Here is a 26,485-nt window from a genome sequence, read left to right on the forward strand (position 1 = left end):
GCTCGAAAACGCTCTGGCTCCAGAAGGGATCATGACGCTCCACGCATCCGCACTGCCCGTCGAGGCGCCACAGGCGTTCCTCGGCGTGGCGCGGTCGCTGACCGGAAAGCTCTGGCGCGACCGGCTGGACGCGCGCGGGGCGGCGCGGGCGCTCGCGATCGTGCAGCGGCACAATCTGCCGGAAATGCTGGCGCGTGTGCTGGCCGGCCGCGGCGTCGCGATCGACGAGGTGGCCGACTTCCTCGATCCGACCATCCGCAAGCTGATGCCTGATCCCCACACGGTCACGGAGATGGAGACCGCTGCCAAGCGGATCGCGGATGCCGCGGTGCGCGGCGAGAAGGTCGCGATCTTCGGCGACTACGACGTCGACGGCGCGACCTCAGCGGCGCTGCTGACCTGGCACCTGCGCCATTGCGGGCTGGATCCGCTGATTCACATTCCCGACCGCATCTTCGAAGGTTACGGTCCGAACGTCGACGCTGTCCGCGCCCTGGCGGCAAAGGGCGCGACACTGCTCGTCACGGTCGATTGCGGCACCACCAGCATCGAGCCGCTGGCGGAAGCCAAGAAGCTCGGCATGTCGGTCGTGGTGATCGATCATCACCAGACGGGCGATGCGTTGCCCGAGGTCGACGCGCTGGTGAATCCGAACCGGCCCGACGATCTCTCGGGCCTCGGCCACCTCGCGGCCGTCGGCCTGGTGTTCGTCACATTGGTCGCCGTGAACCGCGAGCTGCGCCAGCGCGGCTTCTGGACCCGCGAGATGCCGGAGCCCGACCTGCTCAGCGTGCTGCATCACGTCGCGCTCGGCACCGTCGCCGACGTGGCGCCGCTGATCGGGCTGAACCGGGCCTTTGTCGCCAAGGGCCTGATCGCGATGCGCCGCCGCGACCATGTCGGCCACACCGCGCTGATGGATGTGGCGCGGCTCAATGGCCCGCCGGAGGCCTGGCATCTCGGCTTCATGCTGGGCCCGCGCATCAATGCCGGCGGCCGCATCGGGCGCGCCGATCTCGGCGTGCGGCTGCTGCTTGAAGGCGATGTCTCGGAGGCCGCGCGGATCGCGGCCGAGCTCGATCGCCTCAATGCCGAACGGCGGGTGATCGAGCAGGCGGCCGAGGCGCAGGCCGAAGCCGAGGCGCTGGCCTCGCTCGGCCTTGAGGACAAGGGCGCGGTGATCATCACCGCGGCGGAAGGCTGGCATCCCGGAGTGGTCGGGCTCGTCGCGGCGCGGCTGAAGGAGAAGTTCGCGCGGCCGGCCTTTGCGATCGCGCTCGAGCCGGGCGGCATCGGCACCGGATCGGGCCGCTCGATCGGCGGCGTCGATATCGGCAAGGTGGTGCGGCAGGCGGTGCACGACGGTCTGCTGATGAAGGGCGGCGGGCACGCGATGGCCGCCGGCGTCACGCTGCGCAAGGAGAAGCTCGCCGAATTCCGCGCCTACTTGGAAAGCGCGCTTGCCGCCGACGTCGCCAACTCGCGCCACGAGAACGAGCTGTTCATCGATGGCGCAGTCACCGCGCGCGCGGTGACGACGGAATTCGCCGCGACGCTCAATCGCGCAGGTCCGTTCGGTGCCGCCAATCCCGAGCCGGTGATCGCGCTGCCGTCGCATCAGCTGGTCTATGCCGACGAGGTCGGGCAGGCGCATTTGCGGCTGCGCTTCAAGTCCGGCGATGGTTCCATCGTCAACGGTATCGCATTCCGCTCGGTCGGACAGAAGCTCGGCAGCGCCTTGACGCAAAATCGCGGCCAGCAATTGCACGTGGCGGGCTCTCTTGCAGTCGACCGTTGGCAAGGCACCGAACGTGTGCAATTCCGTGTGCTCGACGTCGCGGCACCGGATCAGGGCCCGGCGGTGATCAAATAAGAAACGTTGGGAGTGGACATGGCAGGACAGGTTGAAGGCAAGGTCGCGCTGGTGACCGGCGGCGCGTCGGGCATCGGCGAGGCGATCGTCGAATTGCTCGCGCAGGAAGGCGCGACGGTTGTTGCGACCGACATCGACGAGTTGAGGGGGCCCGAGCTCGCCGCGCGGCTCAAGAAGGCTGGTCGCGAGGTGATCTTCCTGCCGCAGGATGTCACCAGCGAGGAGCGCTGGATCGAGGTTATCGCCGACATCGGCAAGCGCTATGGCCGCCTCGATATCATGGTCTCCAACGCCGGCATCGGCATCGGGGCGCCGTCGATTGTCGAGATGTCGCTCGCGGACTGGCGCCGGCAGACCGCCATCAATCTCGATGGCGTATTCCTGTCGGTGAAGCATTCCCTGCCGCTGATGCGCAAGCATGGCGGCGGCTCGATCATCATGATGTCGTCGCTGGCCGGCCTGCGCGGGGCGGCGACGCTCTCCGGCTACAGCGCGACCAAGGGCGCGGTGCGGCTGTTCGCCAAGTCGATCGCGATGGAATGCGCGCAGGTGAACGACGGCATCCGCGTCAACTCCGTGCATCCCGGCATCATCGACACACCGATCTGGGGCAAGATCCCGACCGGCGCGACGGGCGCCGGCCAGAACGCGCCGATCGATCCGGAGGAGCGCGCAAGGTTCGCCACGCCGCTCGGCCGCGCCGGCCAGGCGATCGAGATCGCGCAAGGCGTGCTCTACCTCGCTTCGGACGCATCGCGCTACGTCACCGGCTCCGAGCTTGTCATCGACGGCGGCATGAATGCCGGCGGCGTGGTGCGGCAACCGAAATAGTCTCCGTCGTTGCGAGGAGTTGAGCGGCGCATTTGCATCCCAACCGTCGTCGTCCCTGCGAAAGCAGGGACCCATACTCCGCGGCCGATGTTGTGAACGGGACTTGTCGTTCCAGCGGCGTGCAACAATCATCATCTGTGGTTATGGGTCCCTGCTTTCGTAGGGACGACACGGAGTATATGCTGCGAGCTAGCCACCCTGCCGCAAGCGCGCCAGCACCTTGAGCCCGCCGTACCCGTCGGCGGGCAACAGGCCGGTCCTGGTCTGGTAATCCTTGATCGCCTTCATGGTGTCGTTGCCGACGCGGCCGTCGGTGCCGCCGGTGTCGAAGCCGGCCTTGGTCAGCCGCGTCTGCATCTCCTGTACCTCGGCCAGCGTCAGCGCCCGCTCCGAGCCGGGGAACGGCTGGATGAAGGGCGGCCCGCCGAGACAGCGGTCGCCGAGATGGCAGATCGCCAGCGCATAGTTCATCGAGGGATTGTAGCTCTTCACCGAATTGAAGTTCGGGCCGAGCAGGAAGGCGGGGCCGCCCGCGACCGGGATCCAGAGCTGCGCTGACGCGTTCGGCTGCGGAAACGGCTGGCCGTCGGCCCTGACGACGCCGGCGCCGGCCCAGGCCGCGTAGGTGCGGCTGCTGCCGGCGCCGCCGCCGGGTGCGCGAACCTCGTAGCCCCAGTGCTCGCCGCGACGCCACTTGCCCCGATTGACGAGATATTTCGCGGTCGAGCCCAGTGCATCGTCGGGCCGGCCGAATGGCGAGACCTTGCCGTCGCCGTCATAGTCGAAGCCGACATTGAGCCAGACTTCCGGCATCCACTGCGAATGGCCCATCGCGCCGGCCCAGGAGCCGTTCATCTCCTCCGGCGTGCTCCAGCCGCGCTGCACGATCTTCATCGCGTTGATCAGCTCGGTTTCCCAATAGGCCTTGCGGCGCGGCTCGTTCCAGGCGAGCGCAGCAAGCGAGGGAAACACCGGCGTCATGTGGTTCTGCTGCACCAGCGGATCGCCATAGGCAGATTCAACACCCCACAGTGCGAGCAGCGTGCCGCGTTCGACGCCGAAGTCGCGCTCGATCCGGGCGAACAGCGCCTCGTTCTTCTTCAGCGCCTCGCGGCCGTGGATGACGCGCCAGTCCGAGACGCGGCGGTTGATGTACTGCCAGATCTGCTCGTGGAATTCAGGCTGGTTGCGCATCTGCCTGAACACGCTCATGTCGGGCTCGACCCGACCCATGCAGCGATTCCAGGTCGCCTCCGAAATGCCTTTTGCTAGCGCGCGGGCACGAAAATTGTCGCGCCATTGGTCGAAGCCCGGAGGGGACGCCGCCAGTGCGTCGAGCGGAGTGCCGAGTGTTACGCCTGCCGCGAGCGCCGCCTTCAGGACGGCGCGGCGGGCAGGGGATTTCAAAGAATCAGGCTGTTTCATCGGGCCACTGTAGCGGCGCCGATCGGGTGAGCCAAAAGCCACGCCGCCGCAGGAGCATTATTTGAGCATGCCCTTTTCGGAAAACCGGTTCCCACTTTTCCGGGGCATGCTCTAGGTATCCTGCAAATCTGTGGCGATTTTTGACAGCCATTGCCGGACAATCTGCTCCGACCCGGCGTCGAGGCTGGCGGCGAGCCGCCTCTCCTGGGCCTGGGCGATGTGGCGGCATTTCTCCAGCAGTGTGGTTCCATGGCTGGTCAGCGTCCACTGCAGCACCCGGCCGTGGACCGGATGCGGCGTCTTGCGGATCGCGCCGTCGCGCTCGAGGTTGCGGATGATCACGCTGACGGTCTGCGGCGTTAGCAATGCCACCCGCGCCAGATCGGCGCCCGAGAGGCCCGGATAGGCTTTCAGCATCGTCAGCACGACGAACTGGGGAGAGGTGACGCCGAGCTGCGCGAGCGCGCGCTCCATCGACAGCCGCGAGGCCGCATGCGCCTGGCGCAGCAGATAGGCGAGATAGCCCCGTTCGCCGCGCTTGCCTTCGCCGGGCGGCGGGATCGGGGAGGCGAGTACGGTGTCTGCAGCCGATCCCGGCCCGATCGCAACCTTGCCAGTCGCCCGTTTCCCCGTCGGCTGCCGCTCGGCGGCAGTTGATTTCCCGCGTTTCTGCATTCCCGCCATGTTGCCGCCGCCAATGTCTGCGTCTTGTCCAATATCAGAGCCCTGATAATATGTCAGTACACTGATAACATGAGGCCAGGCCAATGTCACATGCCCGTAAGGAATACACCGACTTCGAGAAGCTCGCCCCTGACGTGTTCGCCGCCGTCCGCGCGCTCGGGCAGTTTGCCGCCAAGGCCGGCCTCGACAAGCAACTGCTGGAGCTCGTCAAGCTGCGCGCCTCGCAGATCAACGGCTGCGCCTTCTGCGTGCAGTATCACATCCTGCAAGGCGAGAGCCTCGGCGTGCCCACAGACAAGCTGAACCTCGTCGTGGTGTGGCGCGAGGCGCCGCAGTTCTCGGCGCGCGAGCGCGCGGCGCTGGTCTGGACCGAAGCGCTGACGACCATGCCGAACGGCGTCAGCGACGAAATCTATGCCGCGGTCACCGCTGAATTCTCCGAGCAGGAGCTGACCTATCTGACTTCGGCGATCGCATCGATCAATGTCTGGAACCGGTTCGGCGCTGCCTATCGCTGGACCCCGCCGCCGCGTCGGCAGAAGGCGGACGCAGCGGCTTCGTAACGCCGAGACCGAAGAAACGGCAACTGACCAGGGGAGACGAACGATGAGCTCGATGACGATGACACCCTCTCTTCCATTCGCGCGGCCGCCGCGGCCGGTTTCGCTGGCCGTGGTCGCGGGGCTGGCCTGCGCCTTCGTGATCGGCAAGGCGCTGCCGACCCCGATGGATGCGATCTCCGCGGTGATCGCGCCGCTCTGCGCGAGTGCCAACGCGGCGTCGCCGCTCGACAAGGTCGAGGTCATTACCTCGCACGCGCTGCCCAACGTACCAGGCAAGCGTGTCACCGTCGTGCGCGTGTTCTACGGTCCCGGTGGCTTCACGCCGCCGCACCGCCATTCCGGTACGGTGACGGCCTACATCACCAAGGGCGAGATCCGTTCCCAGCTCGGCGGCGGGCCGGTCGAGACCTTCAAGGTCGGCCAGTCCTTCTTCGAGCCGCCGGGCTCGACCCACATGGTCTCGGCCAATGCGAGCACCACGGAGCCGGCGGAACTGATCGCGGTGTTCGTCGCGGACGAAGGCGCGCAGCTGACCACGATGCTGGAATAGCCGTCATCGAAGTCGGCCCAATTCCGCAGATCGCGCGCGCCGTCGAGCGCTGGACCAGTTTGCCGTGAAGTCCGCAGCAAACTGGACCTTGCAAGCGGAATCGAGCGCGGTGATTGATGGCGCGGCGGCTACGGCTGCAATGCGATTTCGCCGCTCGCGCGGCGGTCACCGAACAGGAGCGACCGATGGTCAATCTCAAGGGGCTTTCCGCCTTCCCGATCACGCCCTCGAATCGAGATGGGGAGGTCGATGCGGGAGCGCTTCGCGCATTGCTGGAGCCCTTGATCGCGGCAAAGGTGGATTCGATCGGTCTGCTCGGAAGCACCGGCTCATATCCGTATTTCAGCCGCGATGAGCGGCGGCGTGCCGTGCAGGTGGCTGCCGCCCTGGCAGGTGGCAAGACGCCGATCCTGGTCGGCGTCGGCGCGCTGCGCAGCGATGAGGCGGTGAAACTGGCGCAGGATGCACGCGATGCCGGCGCCGCGGCAGGCCTGCTGGCGCCGGTCTCCTATACGCCGCTGACCGATGATGAGGTGTTCGAGCACTTTCAAACGGTGGCGCGTGAAAGCGGATTGCCGATCTGCATCTACGACAATCCGGGCACGACGCATTTTCGATTCACGCCGGCTCTGGTCGGCCGCTTGAGTCATGTTGCGGGAATCCTGGCGGTGAAGAGCCCCGCGCTGGACGCTGCCGCGGTGCCGGGCCACATCGCCGAATTGCGCGCTGTCGTGCCGAGCGGCTTCTCGTTGGGGTACAGCGCGGACTGGAATTGCACCGAGGCGCTGCTGGCGGGCGGCGAGACCTGGTACAGCGTTCTCGCAGGAGTTTTTCCCAAGGTCTGCGTCGACATCGTCCGTGCCGTCGCAAGTGGAGACGCCGCCAGCGCGCGGCAACTCGACGCGCGGCTGCAACCGGTCTGGCAGCTGTTCAAGACATTTTCGAGCCTGCGGGTCACCTACGCGATCGCCAATCTCAGAGGGATCTGCGCGGCCGAGCCTCCGCGTCCGATCCTGCCGTTGCCCCCGGACGCCCAGAAGAAGGTCAGTGAGGTGTTGGCTGGAATGGAGATCGGTTGATCGCATCCATCAGGTTCGCGACGGAATTCGTTCCATCGCCATCCTGGCTTCCATCCGCGCGCAAAATCGGCATAACCATCGACAGGCGTGCTCGCTGACTGGGAGGCGTTCGATGCGATTGCCGGTGGTTCTGTTGACGTTTCTGATCCCCGCCGTAGCGTGGGCCGAGGAGCCCGCGACCAATGCGCCGGCGTTTTGGGGCAGTCCCACCGTCGACAACGGCGCCTGCTGCAAGACGCTTGGCGAGGTGCGTAGCAATATCGACCGGCTCGACCGCGAGATCGTGCGCCTGATGGCTGAGCGCGGCCGCTACGTCCATGAAGCCGCCCGCTTCAAGGCCAACCCCGCGCAGGTCGAGGCACCGGAGCGCGCCGAGGCGGTGGTGAAGAAGGCGATGGCGCTGGCGGAAGCGGACGGGCTGTCGCCCAAGGTTGCGGAAGTCGCCTATCGAGCGATGGTGCGCGCCTTCATCGACTACGAGCAGGGCATTTTCGCGGACGCTGCGGCACGCGGCGATGCCCCCTGGAAGAAGTAGGCGGACGCGGCTCACGATACGACCTCCCTTTCGGCGCGTGCTCGCGGGCGCGACGTTCGTCCCCGGCTTTATGGCCGCATCGATCCTCGCGTTTGTCGATCGGCGCGCTGCGCTCGTGATCGGCAATTCGGCCTATCGCAACACGGTGCAGCTTCCCATCCGCGCAATGACGCGACCGATGTGGCGCGGAGCGCCACGGCCCCGGGGCCAAGCGGCGTTTGCATGATTTCGGAATAATGGAATAATGCTGCTGATTTGCCCGACGTGTCAAGTTGTCGTGTCGAACGACGGCAGCCGTCGGCACCTTTGCATGGGGTTGTTTTCGATATTCTGGCGTGCGCCCGAACCGCGGTCTCCACTTCGCGCGCCCTAATTGCCGCCGCCTTCCTGGGTGTCGATGCGATGCACGACGTCGTCGGGCAGGGCATGGGCCACCGCGGCCGCAGGTCCGGGCTCCGGTCCGATCTCGCGGCCGCGACCGCGGATCAGCCGCTCATAGGCCGACACCAGCGTGGTGTAGGGATTGACCCAGAGCCAGCCGTCGCGCGTGAACACCTGCACGTCGAAATGCAGATGCCGTGACGTGCCGTTGGGATGGTCGAGATAGTTCGAGACCACGCCGATCTTCTCGCCCTCGCTGAGGCGGCGTCCGTTGAGCAGGCCGTCGGCATCCATCACGGACGGGTTCATGTGCATGTACCGGAAGCGGACGTGCTCGGTGCGCGTGTTGACCTGCAATGTCGCGGCCTGCTGCTGCGCCGAGCGGATCACGATACTGTCGCGCACCGCAACGACCGCCTGCTGCCTGGGGTCGCAACCGTCCTTGCTGTCGGCCGGACACGCACCGGGCCTGACATCCTGGCCCTGATGGCCGTAGCCGCTGGCGCATTGGCCGACCTCGAAACTGCGCGCTTCGCAGAAATTGTCCTGCCAGGGATACTCGTCGATCGTCGCGCCCGCCTTGCGCCTGGCGAAGGATTGCGAGTGTGCGAAGGCCGGTGCTTTCTCGAGCGGAAAGCGGATCTGCGAGTACACCGTGAAGTCGGCGTGGCCGCCCTGCTGCCTGCGTCTGCCGCTGCCCGCGACGATGTCGCCGCTCGGGCGGTAGGTGAAGTCCGCCGATTGCGCGCTCGGCCGCTCGGCGATGTCGGAGGCGATGTCGCTGCGCGGCCGCGACGGTTGCCCGCCGGCGACGCGCAACGCCTTCAGGAAGCGCTCGGCCACCGGATAGGCCTCGCGGCACGCCAGCCGCTTCGGCCGCGGCGCGCTGTCGAGGCACTGGATCGAAACGACATAGGGAATCCCGAAGCGGGTGAAAGCATAGCGCACATAGCCTTCACGGATGAAGCGGCGCAGGTCCGGAAACTGCGCGGCCAGCGTCTTGACCGGTTCGCCCTTGCCGCCGAGCCGGTCGGCGAGGTCGTAGACCAGGATCGAGCCCGAGATCTGCACTTCGACCGGTTTGGCAAAGGTCCGCGGCGGCATGCCATCGCCTGCGCCCGGGTCGAGCGAGAACACCGCGTCATAGCCGGACGCGCCGGCATGGAAGACATCGGCCGCGCGGAAGTCGGCCTGGTAGCGCGCGACCGGCAGGCTGTCCGGTGCGCCGCTCTGTCGTGCGTCGAGATAGCTTGCGGGGTCGAAAGGCAGCAGCACCGGGATCGGGCTCTGCGCAATGCCGGGGAACAGCGGCGATGTCACCGCGTTCAGCTGCACCAGCGCGGGCGTCGCGCGCGGATCGGTGGCCGGGACGCGACGCTGTCCGGCGAATGTGAAGCTGGAGGCGATGGCCGGGCGGGTGGTGATCTCTTGCCGGAGCTGGTCGAGCATCGAGCGCCATTCGACCCGCATGGCCGAGATCGAAGGCGTCCGGAATTCGTCGGCATGAGCGCCGGGAGGAGGCAAGAGCAGGGCTGCCAGCCAGCAACTGAAGAAGCTGACGACCTTCCTGTTCACTGCACTCCCCGGGTCATGTCTGATCGCGAGAGATTAGAGCAAGTTCCGGAAAAGTGTGTAGCAGTTTTCCGGAAAGTTTGAGGTTAAACAACAACCTGATGCGCGATTTCATTACGACTGTGACCGCGCCTGGCCCCTCAATCCTTGGCCGCTCAATCCTTGGCGCGTTCAACGTAGGAGCCGTCCTCGGTCATCACGACGATGCGCGTGCCGGTGGAAACGTGCGGCGGCACGCCAGTGCGGATGCCGTTGGACAGCATCGCGGGCTTGTACGACGAGGAGGCGGTCTGCCCCTTGGTCACGGGCTCGGTCTCGACCACTTCGAGCGTCACGCGCTGGGGCAGCTGGATCGCGACCGGATTGCCCTCGTGCATCGACAGCTTCACGGTCATGTTCTCCTGCAGATACGGCGCAGATGAACCGACGATCTCCTTGGAGACCTGGACCTGATCGTAGTTGTCGTTGTTCATGAAGTGGAAGCCGTCGGCGTCCTCATAGAGGTAGTTGTAGTTGTGATCCTCGACGGTGGCCTTCTCGACCTGGTCGGTGGTCTTGTAGCGCTCCGACACCTTCACGCCGTCGCCGATGCGGCGCATTTCGATCTGGCTGACGGGGGTGCCCTTGCCGGGATGAATGTTTTCGGCGGAGAGGACCACATAGAGCTTGCCATCCTGCTCGATGATGTTGCCCTTGCGGATGGAACTGGCGATGACTTTCAAAGGTGTTTTCCTGAATTTGAGAAGCGGGGGCGCAAACCGGACCGGCAGCCCCTCGGCCGTGGCGGCGATTTCGGGCTGCAACATACTGATTTGTCCCTGAGATGCCAGTCTTTTGCGGCCGAATTCGGCAGTTTGCCAACCGCCGGCAACGGCCTTCGGGGCGCCGCTAATGAGGGTCCTTGCCGGGGATTTTTCGGGCCTTCTCGTTATGTTCGGCAAGACTTGCCGGAACCGTGAATGTGCCCGTTTTCAGATCGTAGAGGCAGCAACCAGCCGACCGCGGCCACATCCCGCTTCCGCGGAATTGGCGATCGGACGCGTCAGCCGGCGTTCAGGTTCAGCCGTGGCGACGCATGGACAATGCCGGCATCTTTCGACAAGAAGGGACACGCTTCGCCGCATTCCGCTGCGACCAAGGTCATCTCGACCATGTATTTGTATGGAATCAAGGATTTGCGCCCGGCTCTTAAATTGGGGCGGTGGCTTGTTGATGTTGAATCCGTAACCGTTGGATCGGCCGGCCGATGACAGCCCATGACCAGCCGTCGCCCTGGTGGACGCCGTCACGCTACGCTGATCGCAGGCCATTCCTACAGGCGCGGACCGCGATCACGCGGGCGCTCCGGGCGTGGTTCGAGGAGCAGGGCTTTGCCGAGGTCGAGACCGCCATCCTGCAGATCTCGCCGGGTAACGAGACCCATTTGCACGCCCCCCGTACTGAGCTCAGGCAGGCCGACGGCACACCGGCGCCACGCTATCTGCGCACCTCGCCCGAGTTCGCCTGCAAGAAGCTGCTCGCGGCCGGCGAGCCCAGGATCTACGAGTTCGCGCGGGTGTTCCGCGATCGTGAGCGCGGCGACCTCCATTTGCCCGAATTCACCATGCTGGAATGGTACCGCGCCAATGCCGGTTACGACGCCATCATGGCCGACACGATCGTCGTCATCGCCCATGCAGCGCAGGCGACCGGGATCGCGCGGTTCTCCTTCCGCGGCAAGATCGCCGATCCCTTTGCCGAGCCGGAGTTGCTGACGGTTGCCGCAGGTTTCGAACGCTTCGCCGGCATCGACCTGCTGGCGACGATCTCGGGCGGCGAGGGCGATCGCGCGGCGCTGGCGTCGGCCGCGCGAGAGCGGGTGCGGATCGCCGACGACGACACCTGGTCGGACATTTTCAGCAAGGTGCTGGTCCAGCATGTCGAGCCCAATCTCGGACAGGGCCGCCTGACTGTGCTGTTCGAGTACCCGTCGCCGGAGGCCGCGCTGGCACGCACCAAGGCGGGCGAACCTGATGTCGCCGAGCGCTTCGAGGTCTACGCCTGCGGGGTCGAGCTCGCCAACGGCTTTGGCGAGTTGATCGACGCAGCCGAGCAGCGCCATCGTTTCACCGCAGCCATGGACGAGAAGGCCCGCCGTTACGGCGAGCGCTATCCGCTCGACGACGATTTCCTTGCCGCCATCGGCCAGATGCCCGAGGCGAGCGGCGTCGCGCTCGGTTTCGATCGGCTGGTGATGCTGGCGAGCGGCGCGCCACGAATTGACCAGGTGGTCTGGACGCCGCCTGCAGGAGAGCCATGAACAGGATCGATCCGAAACTGGCGGCAACGCTGCGCCAGCCGCGCGAGCTGGCCGATGCCGGCCTCGTGCCGGTCGCAGCCCTTGCCGAGCTCGAACAGGTGGCTGCGCGCTACGCGGTCGCGGTGACGCCGGAGCTCACGGCGCTGATTGATCCGGCCGACGCCAACGACCCGATCGCGCGGCAGTTCATCCCAAGCGCTGACGAGCTCGTCGAGCAGCCGGGCGAAAACGCCGATCCGATCGGCGACGATGCGCATTCGCCGGTCGCCGGCATCGTGCATCGCTATCCGGACCGGGTGTTGTTCAAGCTCGTCCATGTCTGCGCGGTCTATTGCCGGTTCTGTTTCCGGCGCGAAATGGTCGGACCGGGCAAGGCCTCGGCCTTGTCCGACGATGCCTACCGCGGGGCACTGGAGTACATCCGTAGCCATCAAGAAGTCTGGGAAGTCATCCTGACCGGCGGCGATCCCTTGATGCTATCGTCGCGCAGGTTGTCCGAGATCATGGCTGATCTCGCTGGCATCGATCATGTGAAGATCATCCGCCTTCACAGCCGCGTTCCGATCGCGGATCCCGAACGGATCAATTCCGACATGGCCGCGGCGCTGCGGGTCGACGGGGCGACGACCTGGATCGCAATCCACGCCAACCATCCGCGCGAACTGGGCGCCAATGCCCGCGCCGCGTGCGCGCGCCTTGCCGACGCCGGCATCCCGTTGGTCAGCCAGTCCGTCCTGCTGCGCGGCGTCAATGACGATGCCGCGACGCTCGCGGCGCTGATGCGCGCCTTCGTCGAGTGCCGGATCAAGCCCTATTATCTGCACCACGGTGACCTTGCACCCGGCACCGCGCATTTGCGCACCACGATCGAAGCCGGGCAGGAATTGATGCGGGCGTTGCGCGGGCGCATCTCCGGACTGTGTCAGCCGGACTATGTGCTCGACATCCCGGGGGGCTACGGCAAGGCGCCGATCGGCCCGACCTATTTGTCGCAGTCAGCTTCCCGCGAAGGGGAAGATCCGGTGGAGCGGCGGTACCGTATCGTCGATTATTGCGGTGACGTTCATCTTTACCCGCCGCAACCGTGAGCCTGCGATGAGCGGGGCCGGGGACGGACGGCAGGCGCCGCCCGAGGACGAGGGCAGCCGCGGCGTCGAAAATGCTGTGATGTTCGGCTTCTTTGTGGTGCTGGTTGCCGCGGGAATCTGGCTCCTTGGCACGATGGCCGATATACGGAAGATTCAGGATTGCGCAGCGCAGGGGCGACGCAACTGTGCTACCGTCGAGGGGCCGGAACGGGCGCAATAGGGTTGAGAAGCGGAGACGCGAGATGCGGAAGACTGTTTTGTTGATGGCTCTGATGATGGTTGGAGCGCCCCAGGTTGGTACGTCCCAGGCATGGGCGCAGCAACAGGGCGGATCGTCCTCCATGCAGAAGAACGCGCCCGCGCCGGAGGCGCCGGTCGGACATCGTCAGCCGCGCCGCGGCGACGTTCCCAATGAAAAGAATATCAGCGATCCGAACAACACCGCGAACAAGGAAGACGCTGCGCTCGACAAGAAGATCAAGAGCATCTGCCGCGGCTGCTGAGCCAGCAATAGCGTCGGCACGGTGCCGGATCTACGCTACGCGGCATCGGCATCACGCGATAAGGTGTGGGCGCAAAGCTTTGCGCCCCCCGTGCACAGTTCGTAAGCGCTAAATCCTCACTCTGGGCGATTGCTAGCCATACTTGAGGGTGGTGCTCTGTCCCACCTCGATGAGATAGCCATCGGGATCACGGATGTAGCAGCGCCACTCGCCGTACTTCTCCAATGGCGGCGTGATGAACTCGGCTCCTCGACTTTTCCATAATTGGTAGCAGGCTTGGATGTCCGCAACACGGATATTCAAGAAGCTGTTGATGTGGTTGGGGTCTGGAACGCTGAGCGATACTGTGGGCTTGTCCGGCGTCGGTCCGCCCCCGACGTTCAGGATCATCCAGATATTTGCGAGCTGAAGATACCCTGGCGCGTTGCCGTCTCCGAGGCTCAGAATGCGTGCGCCGAAAACCTTTTCGTAGTAGCGAGCCGATCGCTCGATATCGGTAACGGTGAGAAATTGCGCTATGCTGATCCCCTCCTGCGGGGGCATCTCGTAGCTCTTCTGCTCGATGTTTACGCTCATTGGGAAATCCCTTTCCTACAGAGCCCAGCGACCATTAGACACCCAAAACCCGTCATATGCACCCAAATTGGAAGCCTCGCGCTCGCAGGGGTGCCAACTCGCCGATGCCCGGAAGCTGGCGGAGCGCGATCCGGTGCGCACCGCCAGCAAGCACAAATCCATTCGGCCGCGTCAGGCCGAACGCTCCTGCAGGCCGTCACGCCGCACGCTGCGCCTGGCGTCGACGGCATCGGCCAACTGCTTCAGCACGTCAGCCGTCGTCGCGAGATCGATGCAGCCGTCCGTGATGCTCTGGCCGTAGGTCAGCGGCTTGCCCGGCACGACGTCCTGGCGTCCCGCGACAAGGTTGCTCTCGATCATCACGCCGATGATGCGCTGGTCGCCGCTTGCGACCTGCTGTGCGATGTCGGCGGCAACCAGCGGCTGGTTCTCCGGCTTCTTGCTGCTGTTCGCGTGGCTGGTGTCGATCATCAGCCGTGGCGCGACGCCGGCGTGGCCGAGCTCGGCCGCGGCAGCATCGACGCTTGCTGCATCATAGTTCGGCACCCGGCCGCCGCGCAGGATGACGTGGCAGTCCTCGTTGCCGCTGGTCGCGGCGATCGCCGAACGGCCGCCTTTGGTGACCGCCATGAAATGGTGCGGGTGCGACGCCGATTTCACCGCGTCCGCCGCAATCCGCACGCCACCGTCGGTGCTGTTCTTGAAGCCGACCGGGCACGACAGGCCGGACGCCAGCTCGCGATGGATCTGGCTCTCGGTGGTGCGTGCGCCGATCGCGGCCCAGGAGACCAGATCGGCGATGTATTGCGGCGTCGTCATGTCGAGGAATTCGGTGCCGGCCGGCAGGCCGAGATTGTTCACGGCCGACAGCACGTTGCGTGCAAGGCGCAGGCCCTTGTTGATGTCGAAGCTGCCGTCGAGATCGGGATCGTTGATCAGGCCTTTCCAGCCGACGGTGGTGCGCGGCTTCTCGAAATAGACCCGCATCACGATCTCGAGGCGGTCGGCGAGCTGTTCGCGCAGGCTGGCGAGACGCTCGGCGTAATCGACGGCCGCCGCGGGATCGTGGATGGAGCAGGGGCCGACGACGACCAGCAGGCGGTCATCGGTGCCGTTGAGGATCGCGTGGATGGCGTTGCGGGCGCCCATCACGACGCGGGTCGCCGTCAGGGTGCGCGGGACCTCCCGCATCACCTCTTCGGGCGTACTGAGCTCTTTTAGTTCCTTGATGCGAAGATCGTCTGTCGTACTCAACACGGCTGGCTCCTTTGGATTTCGGGACCTGCCGGCACACAAAAAAGCCGCCAGGTCTGGCGGCTTGTTTTGGACGTTTGCTGCAATTCTTCAGATTGAGCGCGATCCTCCTGCCGCCAGCGAGCTGTCGTAGCTAAAGTACCAAAAATAGCTGGTGGCGACGGTGATCATGGCGGGCTCTATACCCGACGGATATCGGCCTGTCACCCCCCAAAACCGCGGGTGAGCCGGTTCGCCGTCAGGTGTTGCGCGCCGCCAACGCCATACCTATCAGGGTCGCCCCGCCGAACATCAGGTTGAGGCCGACCAGGAGGCCGATCGCCCAGCCCGCCGACTCCGGAAGGCCCGCGATGATGAAGAAGGCGATCACGATATCCATCAGGCCGGCGATCAGCAGCCAGGACCAGCGTCCCGACAATTCGCGACGGTGCTCCAGCGCATACATGATGGTGGCGACGCCCTCGGCGACGAAATAGGCGCCGACGACGATGGTCAGCGTCAGCACGCCCTGCACTGGACGGGCCAGCAGCACCATGCCGGCCAGCACGGCGAGCGCGGCCGAGATCAGCGACCACCAGAAGCCCGGCATGTTGCGCGCCCAGAAGGTCACGATCAGTCCGCCGATGCCTGAGATCAGGAACATCCAGCCGAGGAAGATGGTGACGGCGAGGCCCGCGAATGTCGGCACGATCATCGCCGCGATGCCGAGGATCACGAGCAGGATGCCTTCGAACAGGAACGCCTTCCAGTGTTGCTTGACCGCGGCCTTCATCTCCGATCGCAGTTTGTCGAGATCGTTGGACAGGGTCATCGCGGCTCTCCAAATCTGCAACCGTAAAGTCTGCGAGCTTCAAGTCTTCGAGCACGGGGTCTGCGAGCGTGCGGCGTATCCTAGCTCTGGCCCGGCGCCGACGGAAAGCCCTCCGCGGCGGTCCGCATCCGGTTGCGGCCAAGGAAATAGACCGCGGTGGTCGCGACCAGCAGCGCCAGTCCGATCAGGATCGAGGTGAGGCCGATCGGGACCAGGATGAACGACGCATTGCGCTCGGGATTGACGTACCAGTGATGCAGCGACGTGAGCAGGAACGAGACCCCGGCAAAGCCGGTGCCGCCGCCGACCAACAGCAGTGCCCACATTCGCCGCAGCTGGCTCAGCCGCTCGCGCGCGACGTCGGTGCGCGGCGCATGATGCCTGCCGAGGCGGCGCACCAGGCGGATCGCAAAGCCGATCGAGGAGAAGCCGATCAGCACGCTCGCCGAACCAAGCAGCAGGCGCGTGGTCGAGCTGAGATCGGGAATGCGTTGGAGCGCGAGCAGCGGAAAATCGAACGCCGTGTGCAGCGCGACCGGAGCGACCAGCACCAGCGCCCAGTTGGTGATGCGCGCCCAGTCGCGGTGGCCGCGGTAGGCGCCGAGCGCGCCGCCGGAGCGCGCGATCGCAAGGTAGGCGCCGGCAATGATGCCGAGCGCGCCGTGAAACGGCACCGTGAGCACGCTGCGCAACGCCGCGAGCGCCCGCCACATGTCCTTGTGCTGGACGAGATAGGCGAGGTTCTCGTAGGCCGCAAATCCGAGGCCCGCGGCCGCGCCATACACCACCGTATCCATCGGATCGGCAAAGGCGCGGCGGCGGGTCGAGATGGCGACGATGACGAGGACCTTGACGATCTCCTCCGGTGCCGCGACGCCGAACGCCGCGCGGACCGCCTGCGTTGCCCAGGGATTGTCGGGAATGGCAAGCAGGGCATTGAAGGGAATTCGCGCCAGGCCGAGCAGCGAGATGCTGGCCGCGCCGAGCACGAAGGCGAGCCACACCTGCACCGCCGGTCCGGGGCGCTCGTCGGCGGCAATCACCAGCCACAGCACCAGCAGCGCGGGCGCAATGGCGGCGGCGCCAATCACAGTCGGAAGCGACTCAAGCAACAACATGGGGTCAATCTGTTCTCGTGAAAGGCAAAAATGGCCGCAAACCCAGCACTTTGCAAGGTGGCCGGCGGTCGCGGACACGCGCTTGGGAATTCACGTTTGGCTGTATCCGGCGGCTGGCACGGTTGGATCCTGGAGGATTGCGCGGCGGCCGCGAGCGCGCCGGCGAACGGCATGATAGAAGTGTTCGATCAGACGGGAGACGTTACCGGGTGCATTTACGCGCAGCAGAGAGTCACACGCGATCGATCCTCAAAGCCGTCAGCTGGCGGACATTGGGGACGCTCGATACTTTCGCCATCAGCTGGTTCATGACCGGCAAGGTCGCGCTCGCCGGCTCGATCGCCGGACTCGAGATCGTCACCAAGATCGCATGGTACTACGTACACGAGCGGGTCTGGGCAGTTGTTCCGTTCGGACGGCGCGCCTGACCCGCGCGACCGGTGCGACAAGGCAGGATTTTCTGGGAACGGACCGGGCAATGATAGACCCCGCTGGATTTGCGGGGCCGTGCAGGTGCGCGAGAACAACATCCACTTCTGGATTGAAAACAGTGTTCACGCTGTTGGGCAATTCGGGACGGCGGGAGTGTCGCAGGACGTTGGCGAATTGGTTCGTCGCTCATTGCCGGGGCTGAAGGTTGGCGGCCTCCGCCGTCTCTGCGAACGGCTACTTCGGAGCCGGAATCGCGGACCGGCGACGCTGCATGGAACGCTGCTCCATCTTGTTGGGGAGGGCGGGAGCGCGTGATGGCGTGCTCGTCACCGATAGATGCCGCGTGCGGGGCGATGACGATGACCAACGGCCCGCACGGCAATATGTTCCTGCAATTGGAACAATCCCCGGGCGGGCCGAGGCACATCTCAGGCTGCTTCAGCGTTGATGGCTGCGACGGCCAGTTTGGTCAGCGCGTCGTCGGTTTTCTTTTCCTCAGCCAGGGTCTGATCGAGAAGCTTGACCGCGTCGTTCATGCTCAGCCTGCTGGCCCATGCCTTGAGCGTGCCATAGCGGGAGATTTCGTAGTGCTCGACCGCCTGTGCGGCGGCAAGCAGGCCAGGATCGAGCGCCGGCGTGTCGGCGTATTCGTCCATGATCTCCTTGCCCTCGTCGATGATCCCCTCGATCGCGTCGCACTTCTTGCCGCGCGCCGGCTTTCCCAACAGCTCGAAGATCTTCTCGAGCCGGTCGATCTGGCCTTCGGTCTCCTCGTGATGCTTCTCGAAGGCTGCGCGCAATTTATCCGATGACGCTGCCTTGGCCATCTTCGGCAGCGCCTTATAGATCTGCTTCTCGGCGTAGTAGATGTCCTTCAGGGTGTCGAGGAACAGGGCGCTGAGGTCTTTCTCCGGCATTGACTTTCTCCATCGCAACGGTTGATTTCGCGATCCCAACACGGGCGCAGATGCGATGTTCCTATTTGTGGTGGCTGGAGCTTGAGCCAGCTGAACCGATCATTGCGTCAGCAGGCGTCGGCAGGTTTCGACGAACACCTCGGCGCCGGTGACGATGTCGGCGTCGTCGGTGTTCTCGCTCCAGTGATGGCTGATGCCGCCGATCGACGGCACGAACAGCATCGCCGCCGGCATGATGGTGGCGAGGACCTGGGCGTCATGGCCGGCGCCGCTCGGCATGCGGATTGATTTGCCGCCGGCGCAGGCGGCGCTCGCGGCCTCGATCGCATCCTGGAACGCAGGCGTCATCATCGCGGGCACGCCGGTGCGGATCCGCTCGACCTTCACGCCGCAGCGACCCCGCGCGGTGGCGTCTTCCGCCAGGCGATGCAGGTGCGCCTCGAGCCGCGCGATCACCTCGGGATTGTCGTCGCGGATCTGGAACAGCATCTCGGCGTGGCCTGGGATGATGCTCGGCGCGCCCGGGTCCAGCGTGATGCGGCCGGTGGTCCAGACCGTGCGCGGTCCGCATAGCGCAGGGAAGCTGTCGTCGATTGCGACGTAGAACCGCGCCAGCGCCAGGCCGGCATCCTTGCGCGCCGCCATCCGCGTGGTGCCGGCATGGTTCTGCTCGCCGGTGAAGGTGATGCGATATTGCCAGATGCCGACGATGGAGGTGACGACGCCGATCTTGAGCCGGCTGGCCTCCAGCGTGTCGCCTTGCTCGATATGGGCTTCGAGATAGCCGATATGGCGGCCAAGCTCGGCGGTGAGGCGCGGGCGGCCGGCGAAACCCGCATCGTGCAACGCCTGTCGCATGGTGCGATCGCTGGAGCGGTCGCGCGCAGCATCGATGTCGGCCTCGGTCACGGCGCCGGCAAACGACCGGCTGCCGAGGAAACTGCCGAAATGTCCCTCCTCGTCGCACCATGCGGCGACCTCGACCGCGCCGTTGATGCCGGGATCGCCATTGATGACGCGCGCGGCTTCGAGCGCATAGATCACGCCGAGCGGCCCATCGAGCCAGCCTGCATGGTTCTGGCTTTCGAGATGCGAGCCCGCAAGCAGCTTCGGTCCTGCTTTCGCACTTGTGCCGAACACATTGCCGATGCCGTCGATCGTCGCGGTGAGTTCGGCATCGGGCAGGTGGGCCGCAAGCCAGTCCAGCGAGCGCAGATGCGGCTCCGAGAATGTCGGCTTGTGCACGCCGGTCTTGTAGGCGCCGATCGCGCGCAGCGCATTGAGATCGGCGAGCACGCGCTTGCCGTCGAAGCGACCGTTGATGCCTGGCATGGTTGGACTCCGGATGAGCGTCTTTGGTTTGAGTCTTGATCTACGCCTTGATCTACGTCTTGGCGCCGCAATCCCGTCTTGATGCCGTCGCGGTTGGATGCGACGGAACAATCAGGGCAAACGATTTCTTAGCGGTTCTGCTCTTAGGTCGCAGGTCTGATGTCTCGGTACGAATAGCGTGTGAGTGTGATCATGTCTGCATTCCGGAACTGGGCTCGCAAGGCCGCTATGCTGTTTCTCCCGATCGCGCTCGGCGCCTGCGCGCAGGTCTCGCAGCAATACAGCATGACGACCCCGCCGCCGGGAACCGGTCCGCTGGCCTGGGACGGCGCCGGGCAGGATCCCAATCAGCCGCAGCCGCGACGCCATGCGCGGAATGTGTCGCCGGCGGTGGCGGAGACGCAACTGTCGGAAGCGGATGCCGACGACCGGCTGGCGCGCAAGCTCGTGATCTGCAGCACCTGCATCAAGCAGACGCCGGTGGCGGCGGCCGCGGCGCAGCCGACCAACCGGCAGGACGTCGCGAGCGTGACCAATCACTAGCGCGCTGTCGCCAGACGTCGATCCGGCCTGCAGGCCATAGTTAGGTCACGATGTCGTTCGATGCGCAGGCCCATGTCGTTCCGAAGAATGTCGTTCCGTAGACTCATTGTTCCCGCCGTCGTCGTGGCGCTAGCAGCCGCCATCCTGATTCATGGGGGCGGTTCGCGGGCCCATGCGCATGTGCCGTCGCATTGCGGCTTCTGGACCTCGATCGAGGCCGGATTGTCGTGCAGGTAATCTCCCGCCTGGGCGGCAGTCCGGGAAAAAGCGTGTCTCGACGCTTGCCCGTCCGGCCAATCGCCACTATACGTTCGCCCGTCGCGGCCGTTCGCCGGTAGCGGCCAGTCTGGCATATCTCACGTGTAACGTATTGATTTGCCGGGAGTTTTTGCTCCCTTCGTCTATCGGTTAGGACGCCACCCTTTCACGGTGGAGAGAGCGGTTCGATTCCGCTAGGGAGCGCCATCGCGCAAACCTTTCATAAAAGCTGCAACAATTTCAAACCCTTAAGCCGGTGGCATTTTTCTGTTGGACGTTTTGTTGGACGGCGACGAAATGCGATCTGTCCCTAACTTGTTCGCGGCGTCTAAACGACGGGAAAGTGCGCTGACAAGCTGCGCTTTTTTGCACCCCGGAACGATCATTAACTCGCCGCGCTGAGCTCAGGATCGGGGCGCACCGGTTTCTCTAACGAGCTCCTGGCGCGAAGCTAGTTCGATTGTCGCCGCAACACTATTCATGGCCGCGCTGAAAAAACGCGGCGAGCAAAATCATGGTCCGAAAGACTCTTCTCCAAAAAAAGGGCCGGCATCTCTGCCGGCCTAATTTACGGGAAAAAGCGTACTAGACGAGGTCAGTATCGCGCCGCGACCGGGGCGCCGTAGCCGCCGAAGCGGTAGTTAAACCGGACGGTGACCATATCGACGTCTTGGCTGATCCGGTCGTTGAGCACGGCCGCAAGGCGCGGATCGGCGACGGAGAAGGAGTTATTCGAATGCCCCATGAACAGATGGTCGTATTCAACACCGACAGACCAGTTTGGTGTGAAGCCATACTCAAGGCCGACACCCACTGTGCCGCCCCAGCGCGTGTTACTTGCCGAGACCAGACCGAGCCCGGTGAAAGTGTCGAATATATCAAGGCGATTGCTGGTCACGGCCGCGCCGCCCTTCACGTAGAGCAGGGTCGCATTCCATGCCCAACCGAGTTGGCCTGTGAAGAGGCCGATGCCGTCAGTCTTCACGCGGGTTGAGAGCGTCGGATCGAACAGGCTGACGCGCGTGTTGCTGAGGTCAGCCCAATCGCCTTGTGCTTCCAATCCGAATACAAACTGATTGGCTTGCCAGCGATACCCGATTTGCCCGCCGAAAACGCCTCCCGAACGATCACGGCAACCGCTTGCCACTGTCCCTGCAACTGTAACGAAATCCACGCAATTGTTGCTTTGGCCCCAGCCGCCGTTGGCGCCGATGTAGAAACCGGTCCAGTCATAAATCGGCGCCACCATCGGGGGCGGCGCCTTGGTGTAGGGACGGGCCGCCAAATCCGCGGCGCTTGCCGGTGCCGACGTGCTCAGCGCCATCGCACCAATCGCAACAACCAACAGCTTTTTCATGTGAATTTCCTCCAAGTCCGCTTCCGTAGTCCCCGAAGCGTTTTCGGCCAAGGCAGGAGCGCCCACTTCACGATTCCACCACCAATTGTAAGATGGATGCTGCCGGTATCATGTAACGGAAAGGCCACACCCGCCTGCCAAATTTCGAGGGTAAGGTGTTAACGCAGATTAAGAATTAGGCTCCGCCTTCTGGATAGCGCCGAAGGGGACCGCCACACCTCGCTCGAGATTGGGGGCGACAATTCGCACCAAGAGCGAGAACCCCGTCTCATGACGACTGAAACAGCTCGCGATCCGTCCCGCTTGAGTTCATGCGTCGAGTTTTGCGAGTCCTTCCCGGTCCATCAGGACGACTTGCCTCTGTGTCACCCCGTTGAAGCGGAGTATCCTTTTATCTCGCATGGTTGAGAGTGCCCGCGACACAGTTTCCAATTTCAGTCCGAGATAATCGGCGATGTCGCGACGATTCATCGGCAAGGTCAGTTCGTCCGGATGAACCAGCCGTTCGTCCATTTCAATCAGGAACGCGGCCACTCTCTCCAGCGAACTCTTTCGGCCCAGAAGAAGCATGTGGTTCTCAGCGTGCTGAAGGTTGAGGGTGATCAGACTGAGCAGGTTCGTTACGCCCGTAGATTCGTTGGCCATTGCATCGAGAAGGCTACGCCGTCGTACTATGCGAACTTTGGTTTCAACAATCGCCTCGGCTGTAAAGCGATGGATTGCGCCGTTCTCCAATCCGAACATGTCTCCGATCAGGTGGAAGGAGTTGATCTGGCGGCGACCATCGGGAAGCAGCTTATAAGTCCGCACTGCTCCGGAAATGGTTTGATAGACGTACTCGGCATCCTCTCCCTCGCCAAAAAGCTCAGCCCCTCTGCGATACGTGTACTCACTGGAGAAGACGCGCTCGCCAGCGAGGGCAGCTAAGCGTCCGTCGGATGGCTGGTGGCTCGATCCCTTGACCCTGACCAACATCATGAACTCCCGCACATGAGTCCAAAACTGCGAGACGAACGGCAGGCGACTGAATTCAATCCATCAACTAGAAATCGCAATTATATCGGAAAAAGCGAACTCCGTAAATTAGTTTCGCTTGAGAAGGACGGCGGCGGGGTCTGACGCGCATGTGCAGTTTGTGCCAATGACACTCAAAAGATATCCGCATAGCTGTCGGCTTTTGCCAGACGGGCGCACGCTTCCTTGCTCTGACTCAACGATACGACGATCCGATCGACGCAGGCCGACTAGGGACATTGTTATGCGGGTTCGAAATATCCTGCTTGGGCCGCCAGCGCAGAAACCGACGACCCAGCGTTGTGGGCCAGATGCGGACGTCGGCGGACTCGTTCGACGACCTCATTGCCGCTGGTTCTGACGTTCTCAACACGGCGGATATGGATAGTAACCGCAGCGTCGGCCGTAATAGTACGCTCCGGTAGCCGCTGCTCCGACGGCAGCCGCACCTACCGCAGCTCCGTAGTACGCGCGCCGATGCACTCTCCTATGAACCCCCGCGACGCTGCCAGGTGTGAGCGGGCGACCGACACGAGCGTCAGCTTTGTCCAAGGAGATAACGACAGTTCCCGTAGGCGACAAGTGAAGCGAAACGGGAGATAAACACAACATCGCTGCCCCGAGGGCCGCGCCGACTACCGTTAGCGTTTTCATGCACTTCTCCCGATCAGGTTCTTGGCCCGCACTGAGGCGGCGCTATTTTGGTTTGAATGCTTTCAGACCGACCCGATCCGTCAATGGTGCATTGATCCATATCAAGTCCCACCCGCTATTTCCGGTCTTCGCGCCACGACAATTGTCAGTATGGGCCACTATCTGCACCTGACGGCGCGACCTTGACCTAGATCAAATCATTGATGTCGGTGCCATCGGTCTAATGAGAGAGCTGCCGAATGACTGCCGGTCGGCGCATGCTTCTTAGCCCATTTCTGGGATTTGATTAGTTGGCCGAACGCGTGAGGGCTGCAGATGTCGGACAATCCCCTAGACGTAATCGAAGCCGCCATTCGCTCGGCATTCACCAGTTACCCAAGGGAAGACGATCCCGATTGGAGAAGCCCACATTGGATCAAACCCGAAGAGTGCGCGCACTTGGCGCAGGGCATACTGCTGGAATTGCAGGCAAAGGGGTTTGAGATCGTGAAGAGACAGAATTGATAGATAGACGGCGGGGCGTCGCCTTCGAGCCTGGCGCCGGCGAACACGCGGTCCAGATTGAGCCTATGACGTTTGGAGACGGCCGAGAGCATGCCGGTGATGTGCGTCAGGTCGCGATTGGCCGTCGCGGCCAGGACTTCACCGTCGACCACGCGCTCGATCCAGTGGTCGGTATATTTCAGGACGTCATCGCGCGTCAGCCGCGTGTTGGCCTTGTCGCCGATGACCGTGATCAGCAGCTCGATCGCGTGTTTCTTGCCGTTCTTCCATTTCTTGAACTGACCGGCCGACATCTTGGCGATCGTCGTTTTCTTGGCGACCTCGAACTCATCGCAGAGGCCGGACAGTTTGATCTCGGGCAGGTCGACGCCGCCCAGAGTCGCCGCGGCCGTGGCAGGGTCATGCCGCCGATCACCCACCGCGAGGGCATCGATCCGGCGGAGGATCTCCGCAAGGGCCTCCCGGGCGACATCATCGACCCGCCTGTATGTGAGCTGCAGGGCGTGCGCGCGGTGCCGGGCCTCCTCGAGCGCGACGGTGGCGTCCCGCGTTCCCTGGCCGCGGCGACCTCCAGGATGCCTCAAGGTCAATATCCAGCTGGTCCGCGATCCGGCCGGCGCGGTTGCCAGATCGATCGTCGGCAACGCGAATTTTGGTCGACTGTTTGACGATCCCGCGAGGGTCGACAGCTGTGAACTCGGGTGGCACCCGCCGCACGAAATGCCAGTACCCCTTTTCGCTTGGTGAGACGCTACGGCATCGGACCCTGTTGGACGTTTTGTTGCAAACCAGCATCCTAGAACCGGCGGCTAGAAGTCAATAAATTACGAATTATCCCGAGACATCAACAGCATCGCCGAGGAGGTGATCCGCGCCGCTAGGGAGCGCCATCGGCGCCAAACCGGAAATTATCGGAGGCGAACGCCGCCTTGCCATGCGGTTCGGCTCGCTGTGAACAACGGCACAATCATCGCAATCCGCCGATATTTCGCAACCCTTTGGTAAGCCCATGGCGATAGGCGTGAGCCCGGGGATGATCTGATGGCTTTAGGGTCCAAGAAGCGCGAAACGCGCAAATCACTGCGCCAATCCGGCTGGATCACGCTCGACGGCGGATTCGCCGCCCGGCCGTGCGTGGTCGAGGACATTTCCCCGTCGGGCGCAAAAATCACCGTGCGGGACAACAACACGCTGCCGGCCAAGCTGCGGCTGGCATTTTCGCGCGACGCCCGCACCGGGCGCGCCTGCGAAGTGGTCTGGCGCGAGGGCAAGACGTTCGGCGTCAGATTCGTGCGCTAGCCTGATCTCGCCGCGCGCGATAAAAGGCCAGATGCGCAAGACCTGCTTCGCCGTCATCGCCGTCCTGCTGCCCGCCGCTGCGTTCGCGCAGGCCGGCGACCGCCGCAATTTCCAGACGCCGCCCGATGCCGGCAGAACGCTGCCGTCGAAATCCGTTGCGCGGAGCAATCCCTGCTCCTCGTACGGACCGGGCTTCGTCAAGGTCGAGGGCTCCGACACCTGCGTGAGGCTCGGCGGCGCCATCAGTGTCGGTGCGGGGGTGTCCGGCGGTCGCTGAGCGGATTGCCGCTCACGACATCGGCGGCGCGACGATGCGCACGAAGGCCGGCCGCTGCGCGATCTCGCCGAACCAGCGTTCGAGATGGGGCAGCTTCGGCTTCGTGACGCCCTCGACGCCGAACCAGCGACGCGCAAAGGCGCCGAGCGCGACGTCGGCGATCGTGAACTGATCGCCCTCGACGTAGCGGCGGCTTGCAAGCTGCGCCTCGACGACGCGCCACACCGCGCCCGCGGCATCGGCGTCCTTCTGGCTCTGGAGCATGTCGCGTTTGTCCGGCGCCGTGCGCACCAGCCCCCAGAACAGCGGGCGCTCGACCGGTTGCAGCGTCGACAGCGTCCAGTCGAGCCAGCGGTCAACGGCGGCGCGCGCCTTCGGCGCCTGCGGATAGACCGGCGAGGTCTGACCGTAGGCCATGCAGAGATAGCGCATCACCGAATTGGATTCCCACAGCACATAGTCGCCGTCGACCAGCGTCGGGACGCGGCCATTCGGATTCATCGCGAGATAGTCCGCCTGATCGTTCTTGCCGAACTGCATGCCGGCATCGATGCGCTGATAGGGCAGGTCGAGCTCGGCGAGACACCAGAGCACCTTCTGCACATTGACCGAATTGGCCCGGCCCCAGATCGTCAGTTGCGGCTTGCTGTCCATGACGCGCTTTCTTTCCGCTGTTGTGCTTTGGGCGCGTTCTTAGCCGAACCGTCAGGGAAAAGCGCGTGGTGAATTGTACCGAGCGCAAAAAAAGAGGCTCCG

Annotated in this window: 28 protein-coding genes and 1 tRNA gene; 15 read left to right on the forward strand and 14 right to left on the reverse strand. The window is 64.2% G+C overall.

The genetic code is table 11. From position 1 onward, the window contains the following. Positions 1-31: 31 nt before the first annotated feature. Positions 32-1,873 (forward strand): single-stranded-DNA-specific exonuclease RecJ, encoded by a 1,842-nt coding sequence (gene recJ / locus HAP47_RS19315; protein WP_173643389.1) that lies wholly within the window; start codon positions 32-34, stop codon positions 1,871-1,873. A gap of 18 nt (positions 1,874-1,891) precedes the next feature. Beyond that, complete coding sequence (locus HAP47_RS19320) at positions 1,892-2,704, forward strand: SDR family NAD(P)-dependent oxidoreductase (RefSeq protein WP_173643390.1); 813 nt, start codon at positions 1,892-1,894, stop codon at positions 2,702-2,704. 189 nt (positions 2,705-2,893) lie between these two features. Here the strand turns inward: HAP47_RS19320 and HAP47_RS19325 are convergent, their stop codons facing one another. Both HAP47_RS19325 and HAP47_RS19330 read right to left on the reverse strand, forming a co-directional pair. Beyond that, complete coding sequence (locus HAP47_RS19325; protein ID WP_173643391.1) at positions 2,894-4,129, reverse strand: lytic murein transglycosylase; 1,236 nt, start codon at positions 4,127-4,129, stop codon at positions 2,894-2,896. A gap of 111 nt (positions 4,130-4,240) precedes the next feature. Continuing rightward, positions 4,241-4,813, reverse strand: a complete 573-nt coding sequence (locus tag HAP47_RS19330) for a MarR family winged helix-turn-helix transcriptional regulator (protein WP_173643392.1) — start codon at positions 4,811-4,813, stop codon at positions 4,241-4,243. An 83-nt stretch (positions 4,814-4,896) separates the two neighbouring features. Between HAP47_RS19330 and HAP47_RS19335 the strand changes: the two genes are divergently transcribed. The 4 genes from HAP47_RS19335 (at position 4,897) to HAP47_RS19350 (ending at position 7,540) form a co-directional block, all read left to right on the forward strand. After that, on the forward strand, positions 4,897-5,376 hold the full coding sequence (locus HAP47_RS19335) for a carboxymuconolactone decarboxylase family protein (protein ID WP_173643393.1): 480 nt from the start codon (positions 4,897-4,899) through the stop codon (positions 5,374-5,376). Between the two features lie 43 nt (positions 5,377-5,419). Then, positions 5,420-5,926, forward strand: a complete 507-nt coding sequence (locus HAP47_RS19340; RefSeq protein ID WP_173643394.1) for a cupin domain-containing protein — start codon at positions 5,420-5,422, stop codon at positions 5,924-5,926. 185 nt (positions 5,927-6,111) lie between these two features. Continuing rightward, positions 6,112-7,005, forward strand: a complete 894-nt coding sequence (locus HAP47_RS19345; RefSeq protein WP_173643395.1) for a dihydrodipicolinate synthase family protein — start codon at positions 6,112-6,114, stop codon at positions 7,003-7,005. Positions 7,006-7,117: 112 nt separating this feature from the next. Then, positions 7,118-7,540, forward strand: a complete 423-nt coding sequence (locus tag HAP47_RS19350) for a chorismate mutase (RefSeq protein WP_173643396.1) — start codon at positions 7,118-7,120, stop codon at positions 7,538-7,540. Between the two features lie 369 nt (positions 7,541-7,909). On the opposite strand, the gene HAP47_RS19355 is transcribed toward HAP47_RS19350, so the two are convergent. Next, positions 7,910-9,496, reverse strand: a complete 1,587-nt coding sequence (locus HAP47_RS19355; RefSeq protein WP_173643397.1) for a M23 family peptidase — start codon at positions 9,494-9,496, stop codon at positions 7,910-7,912. Positions 9,497-9,648: 152 nt separating this feature from the next. Further along, complete coding sequence (efp, locus tag HAP47_RS19360) at positions 9,649-10,215, reverse strand: elongation factor P (protein WP_173643398.1); 567 nt, start codon at positions 10,213-10,215, stop codon at positions 9,649-9,651. A gap of 524 nt (positions 10,216-10,739) precedes the next feature. On the opposite strand from efp, the gene epmA reads away from it, so the two are divergent. Genes epmA through HAP47_RS19380 form a run of 4 tightly spaced genes read left to right on the forward strand, consistent with a single transcriptional unit; the run spans position 10,740 to position 13,383 of the window. After that, on the forward strand, positions 10,740-11,792 hold the full coding sequence (epmA, locus tag HAP47_RS19365; RefSeq protein ID WP_173643399.1) for an EF-P lysine aminoacylase EpmA: 1,053 nt from the start codon (positions 10,740-10,742) through the stop codon (positions 11,790-11,792). Further along, entirely contained in the window at positions 11,789-12,880 is a 1,092-nt protein-coding gene (locus HAP47_RS19370) for a lysine-2,3-aminomutase-like protein (RefSeq protein ID WP_173643400.1), read from the forward strand. The genes epmA and HAP47_RS19370 overlap by 4 nt, the downstream gene beginning before the upstream one ends. After that, the gene (locus tag HAP47_RS19375; protein ID WP_231168933.1) at positions 12,849-13,100 is read left to right on the forward strand and encodes a hypothetical protein; all 252 of its coding nucleotides are present in this window, start codon (positions 12,849-12,851) and stop codon (positions 13,098-13,100) included. The genes HAP47_RS19370 and HAP47_RS19375 overlap by 32 nt, the downstream gene beginning before the upstream one ends. A 22-nt stretch (positions 13,101-13,122) precedes the next feature. Then, positions 13,123-13,383 (forward strand): hypothetical protein, encoded by a 261-nt coding sequence (locus tag HAP47_RS19380; RefSeq protein ID WP_173643401.1) that lies wholly within the window; start codon positions 13,123-13,125, stop codon positions 13,381-13,383. 132 nt (positions 13,384-13,515) lie between these two features. On the opposite strand, the gene HAP47_RS19385 is transcribed toward HAP47_RS19380, so the two are convergent. From HAP47_RS19385 to HAP47_RS19400, 4 genes are all read right to left on the reverse strand, one after another. Then, entirely contained in the window at positions 13,516-13,959 is a 444-nt protein-coding gene (locus HAP47_RS19385) for a VOC family protein (RefSeq protein WP_173643402.1), read from the reverse strand. A gap of 171 nt (positions 13,960-14,130) precedes the next feature. Continuing rightward, entirely contained in the window at positions 14,131-15,216 is a 1,086-nt protein-coding gene (locus tag HAP47_RS19390; RefSeq protein ID WP_173643403.1) for a 3-deoxy-7-phosphoheptulonate synthase, read from the reverse strand. Between the two features lie 235 nt (positions 15,217-15,451). After that, positions 15,452-16,024 carry an HdeD family acid-resistance protein gene (locus HAP47_RS19395; protein ID WP_173643404.1) on the reverse strand — a complete coding sequence of 191 codons (573 nt, stop codon included), beginning with the start codon at positions 16,022-16,024 and terminating at the stop codon, positions 15,452-15,454. An 80-nt stretch (positions 16,025-16,104) separates the two neighbouring features. Beyond that, on the reverse strand, positions 16,105-17,142 hold the full coding sequence (locus HAP47_RS19400; protein WP_173643405.1) for a PrsW family glutamic-type intramembrane protease: 1,038 nt from the start codon (positions 17,140-17,142) through the stop codon (positions 16,105-16,107). A gap of 209 nt (positions 17,143-17,351) precedes the next feature. Between HAP47_RS19400 and HAP47_RS19405 the strand changes: the two genes are divergently transcribed. After that, entirely contained in the window at positions 17,352-17,570 is a 219-nt protein-coding gene (locus HAP47_RS19405) for a DUF2061 domain-containing protein (RefSeq protein WP_173643406.1), read from the forward strand. Between the two features lie 432 nt (positions 17,571-18,002). Here HAP47_RS19405 and HAP47_RS19410 read toward each other — a convergent pair whose 3' ends face one another. Further along, positions 18,003-18,491 carry a YciE/YciF ferroxidase family protein gene (locus tag HAP47_RS19410; protein ID WP_173643407.1) on the reverse strand — a complete coding sequence of 163 codons (489 nt, stop codon included), beginning with the start codon at positions 18,489-18,491 and terminating at the stop codon, positions 18,003-18,005. A 99-nt stretch (positions 18,492-18,590) separates the two neighbouring features. Further along, on the reverse strand, positions 18,591-19,823 hold the full coding sequence (locus HAP47_RS19415; RefSeq protein ID WP_173643408.1) for a Zn-dependent hydrolase: 1,233 nt from the start codon (positions 19,821-19,823) through the stop codon (positions 18,591-18,593). 192 nt (positions 19,824-20,015) lie between these two features. On the opposite strand from HAP47_RS19415, the gene HAP47_RS19420 reads away from it, so the two are divergent. Beyond that, positions 20,016-20,366 carry a hypothetical protein gene (locus HAP47_RS19420; protein WP_173643409.1) on the forward strand — a complete coding sequence of 117 codons (351 nt, stop codon included), beginning with the start codon at positions 20,016-20,018 and terminating at the stop codon, positions 20,364-20,366. A 390-nt stretch (positions 20,367-20,756) separates the two neighbouring features. Next, a tRNA-Glu gene (locus tag HAP47_RS19425) sits at positions 20,757-20,831 on the forward strand. Positions 20,832-21,219: 388 nt separating this feature from the next. On the opposite strand, the gene HAP47_RS19430 is transcribed toward HAP47_RS19425, so the two are convergent. From HAP47_RS19430 to HAP47_RS19445, 3 genes are all read right to left on the reverse strand, one after another. Continuing rightward, the gene (locus tag HAP47_RS19430; RefSeq protein ID WP_173643410.1) at positions 21,220-21,981 is read right to left on the reverse strand and encodes an outer membrane protein; all 762 of its coding nucleotides are present in this window, start codon (positions 21,979-21,981) and stop codon (positions 21,220-21,222) included. Positions 21,982-22,290: 309 nt separating this feature from the next. Next, on the reverse strand, positions 22,291-22,956 hold the full coding sequence (locus HAP47_RS19435; protein ID WP_173643411.1) for a helix-turn-helix domain-containing protein: 666 nt from the start codon (positions 22,954-22,956) through the stop codon (positions 22,291-22,293). 1,064 nt (positions 22,957-24,020) lie between these two features. Then, entirely contained in the window at positions 24,021-24,797 is a 777-nt protein-coding gene (locus HAP47_RS19445) for a hypothetical protein (protein ID WP_173643412.1), read from the reverse strand. A gap of 397 nt (positions 24,798-25,194) precedes the next feature. On the opposite strand from HAP47_RS19445, the gene HAP47_RS19450 reads away from it, so the two are divergent. Both HAP47_RS19450 and HAP47_RS19455 read left to right on the forward strand, forming a co-directional pair. Continuing rightward, positions 25,195-25,452: a PilZ domain-containing protein gene (locus HAP47_RS19450; RefSeq protein ID WP_173643413.1), complete on the forward strand. Its 258-nt coding sequence runs from the start codon at positions 25,195-25,197 to the stop codon at positions 25,450-25,452. Positions 25,453-25,483: 31 nt separating this feature from the next. Beyond that, the gene (locus HAP47_RS19455) at positions 25,484-25,729 is read left to right on the forward strand and encodes a hypothetical protein (protein ID WP_173643179.1); all 246 of its coding nucleotides are present in this window, start codon (positions 25,484-25,486) and stop codon (positions 25,727-25,729) included. Positions 25,730-25,741: 12 nt separating this feature from the next. On the opposite strand, the gene HAP47_RS19460 is transcribed toward HAP47_RS19455, so the two are convergent. Next, entirely contained in the window at positions 25,742-26,383 is a 642-nt protein-coding gene (locus tag HAP47_RS19460; RefSeq protein ID WP_173643414.1) for a glutathione S-transferase family protein, read from the reverse strand. Positions 26,384-26,485: the final 102 nt, after the last annotated feature.

Origin of the sequence: Bradyrhizobium sp. 41S5, assembly GCF_011516665.3 — a bacterium.
In the GTDB taxonomy this organism is placed as follows: Bacteria; Pseudomonadota; Alphaproteobacteria; order Rhizobiales; family Xanthobacteraceae; genus Bradyrhizobium; species Bradyrhizobium quebecense.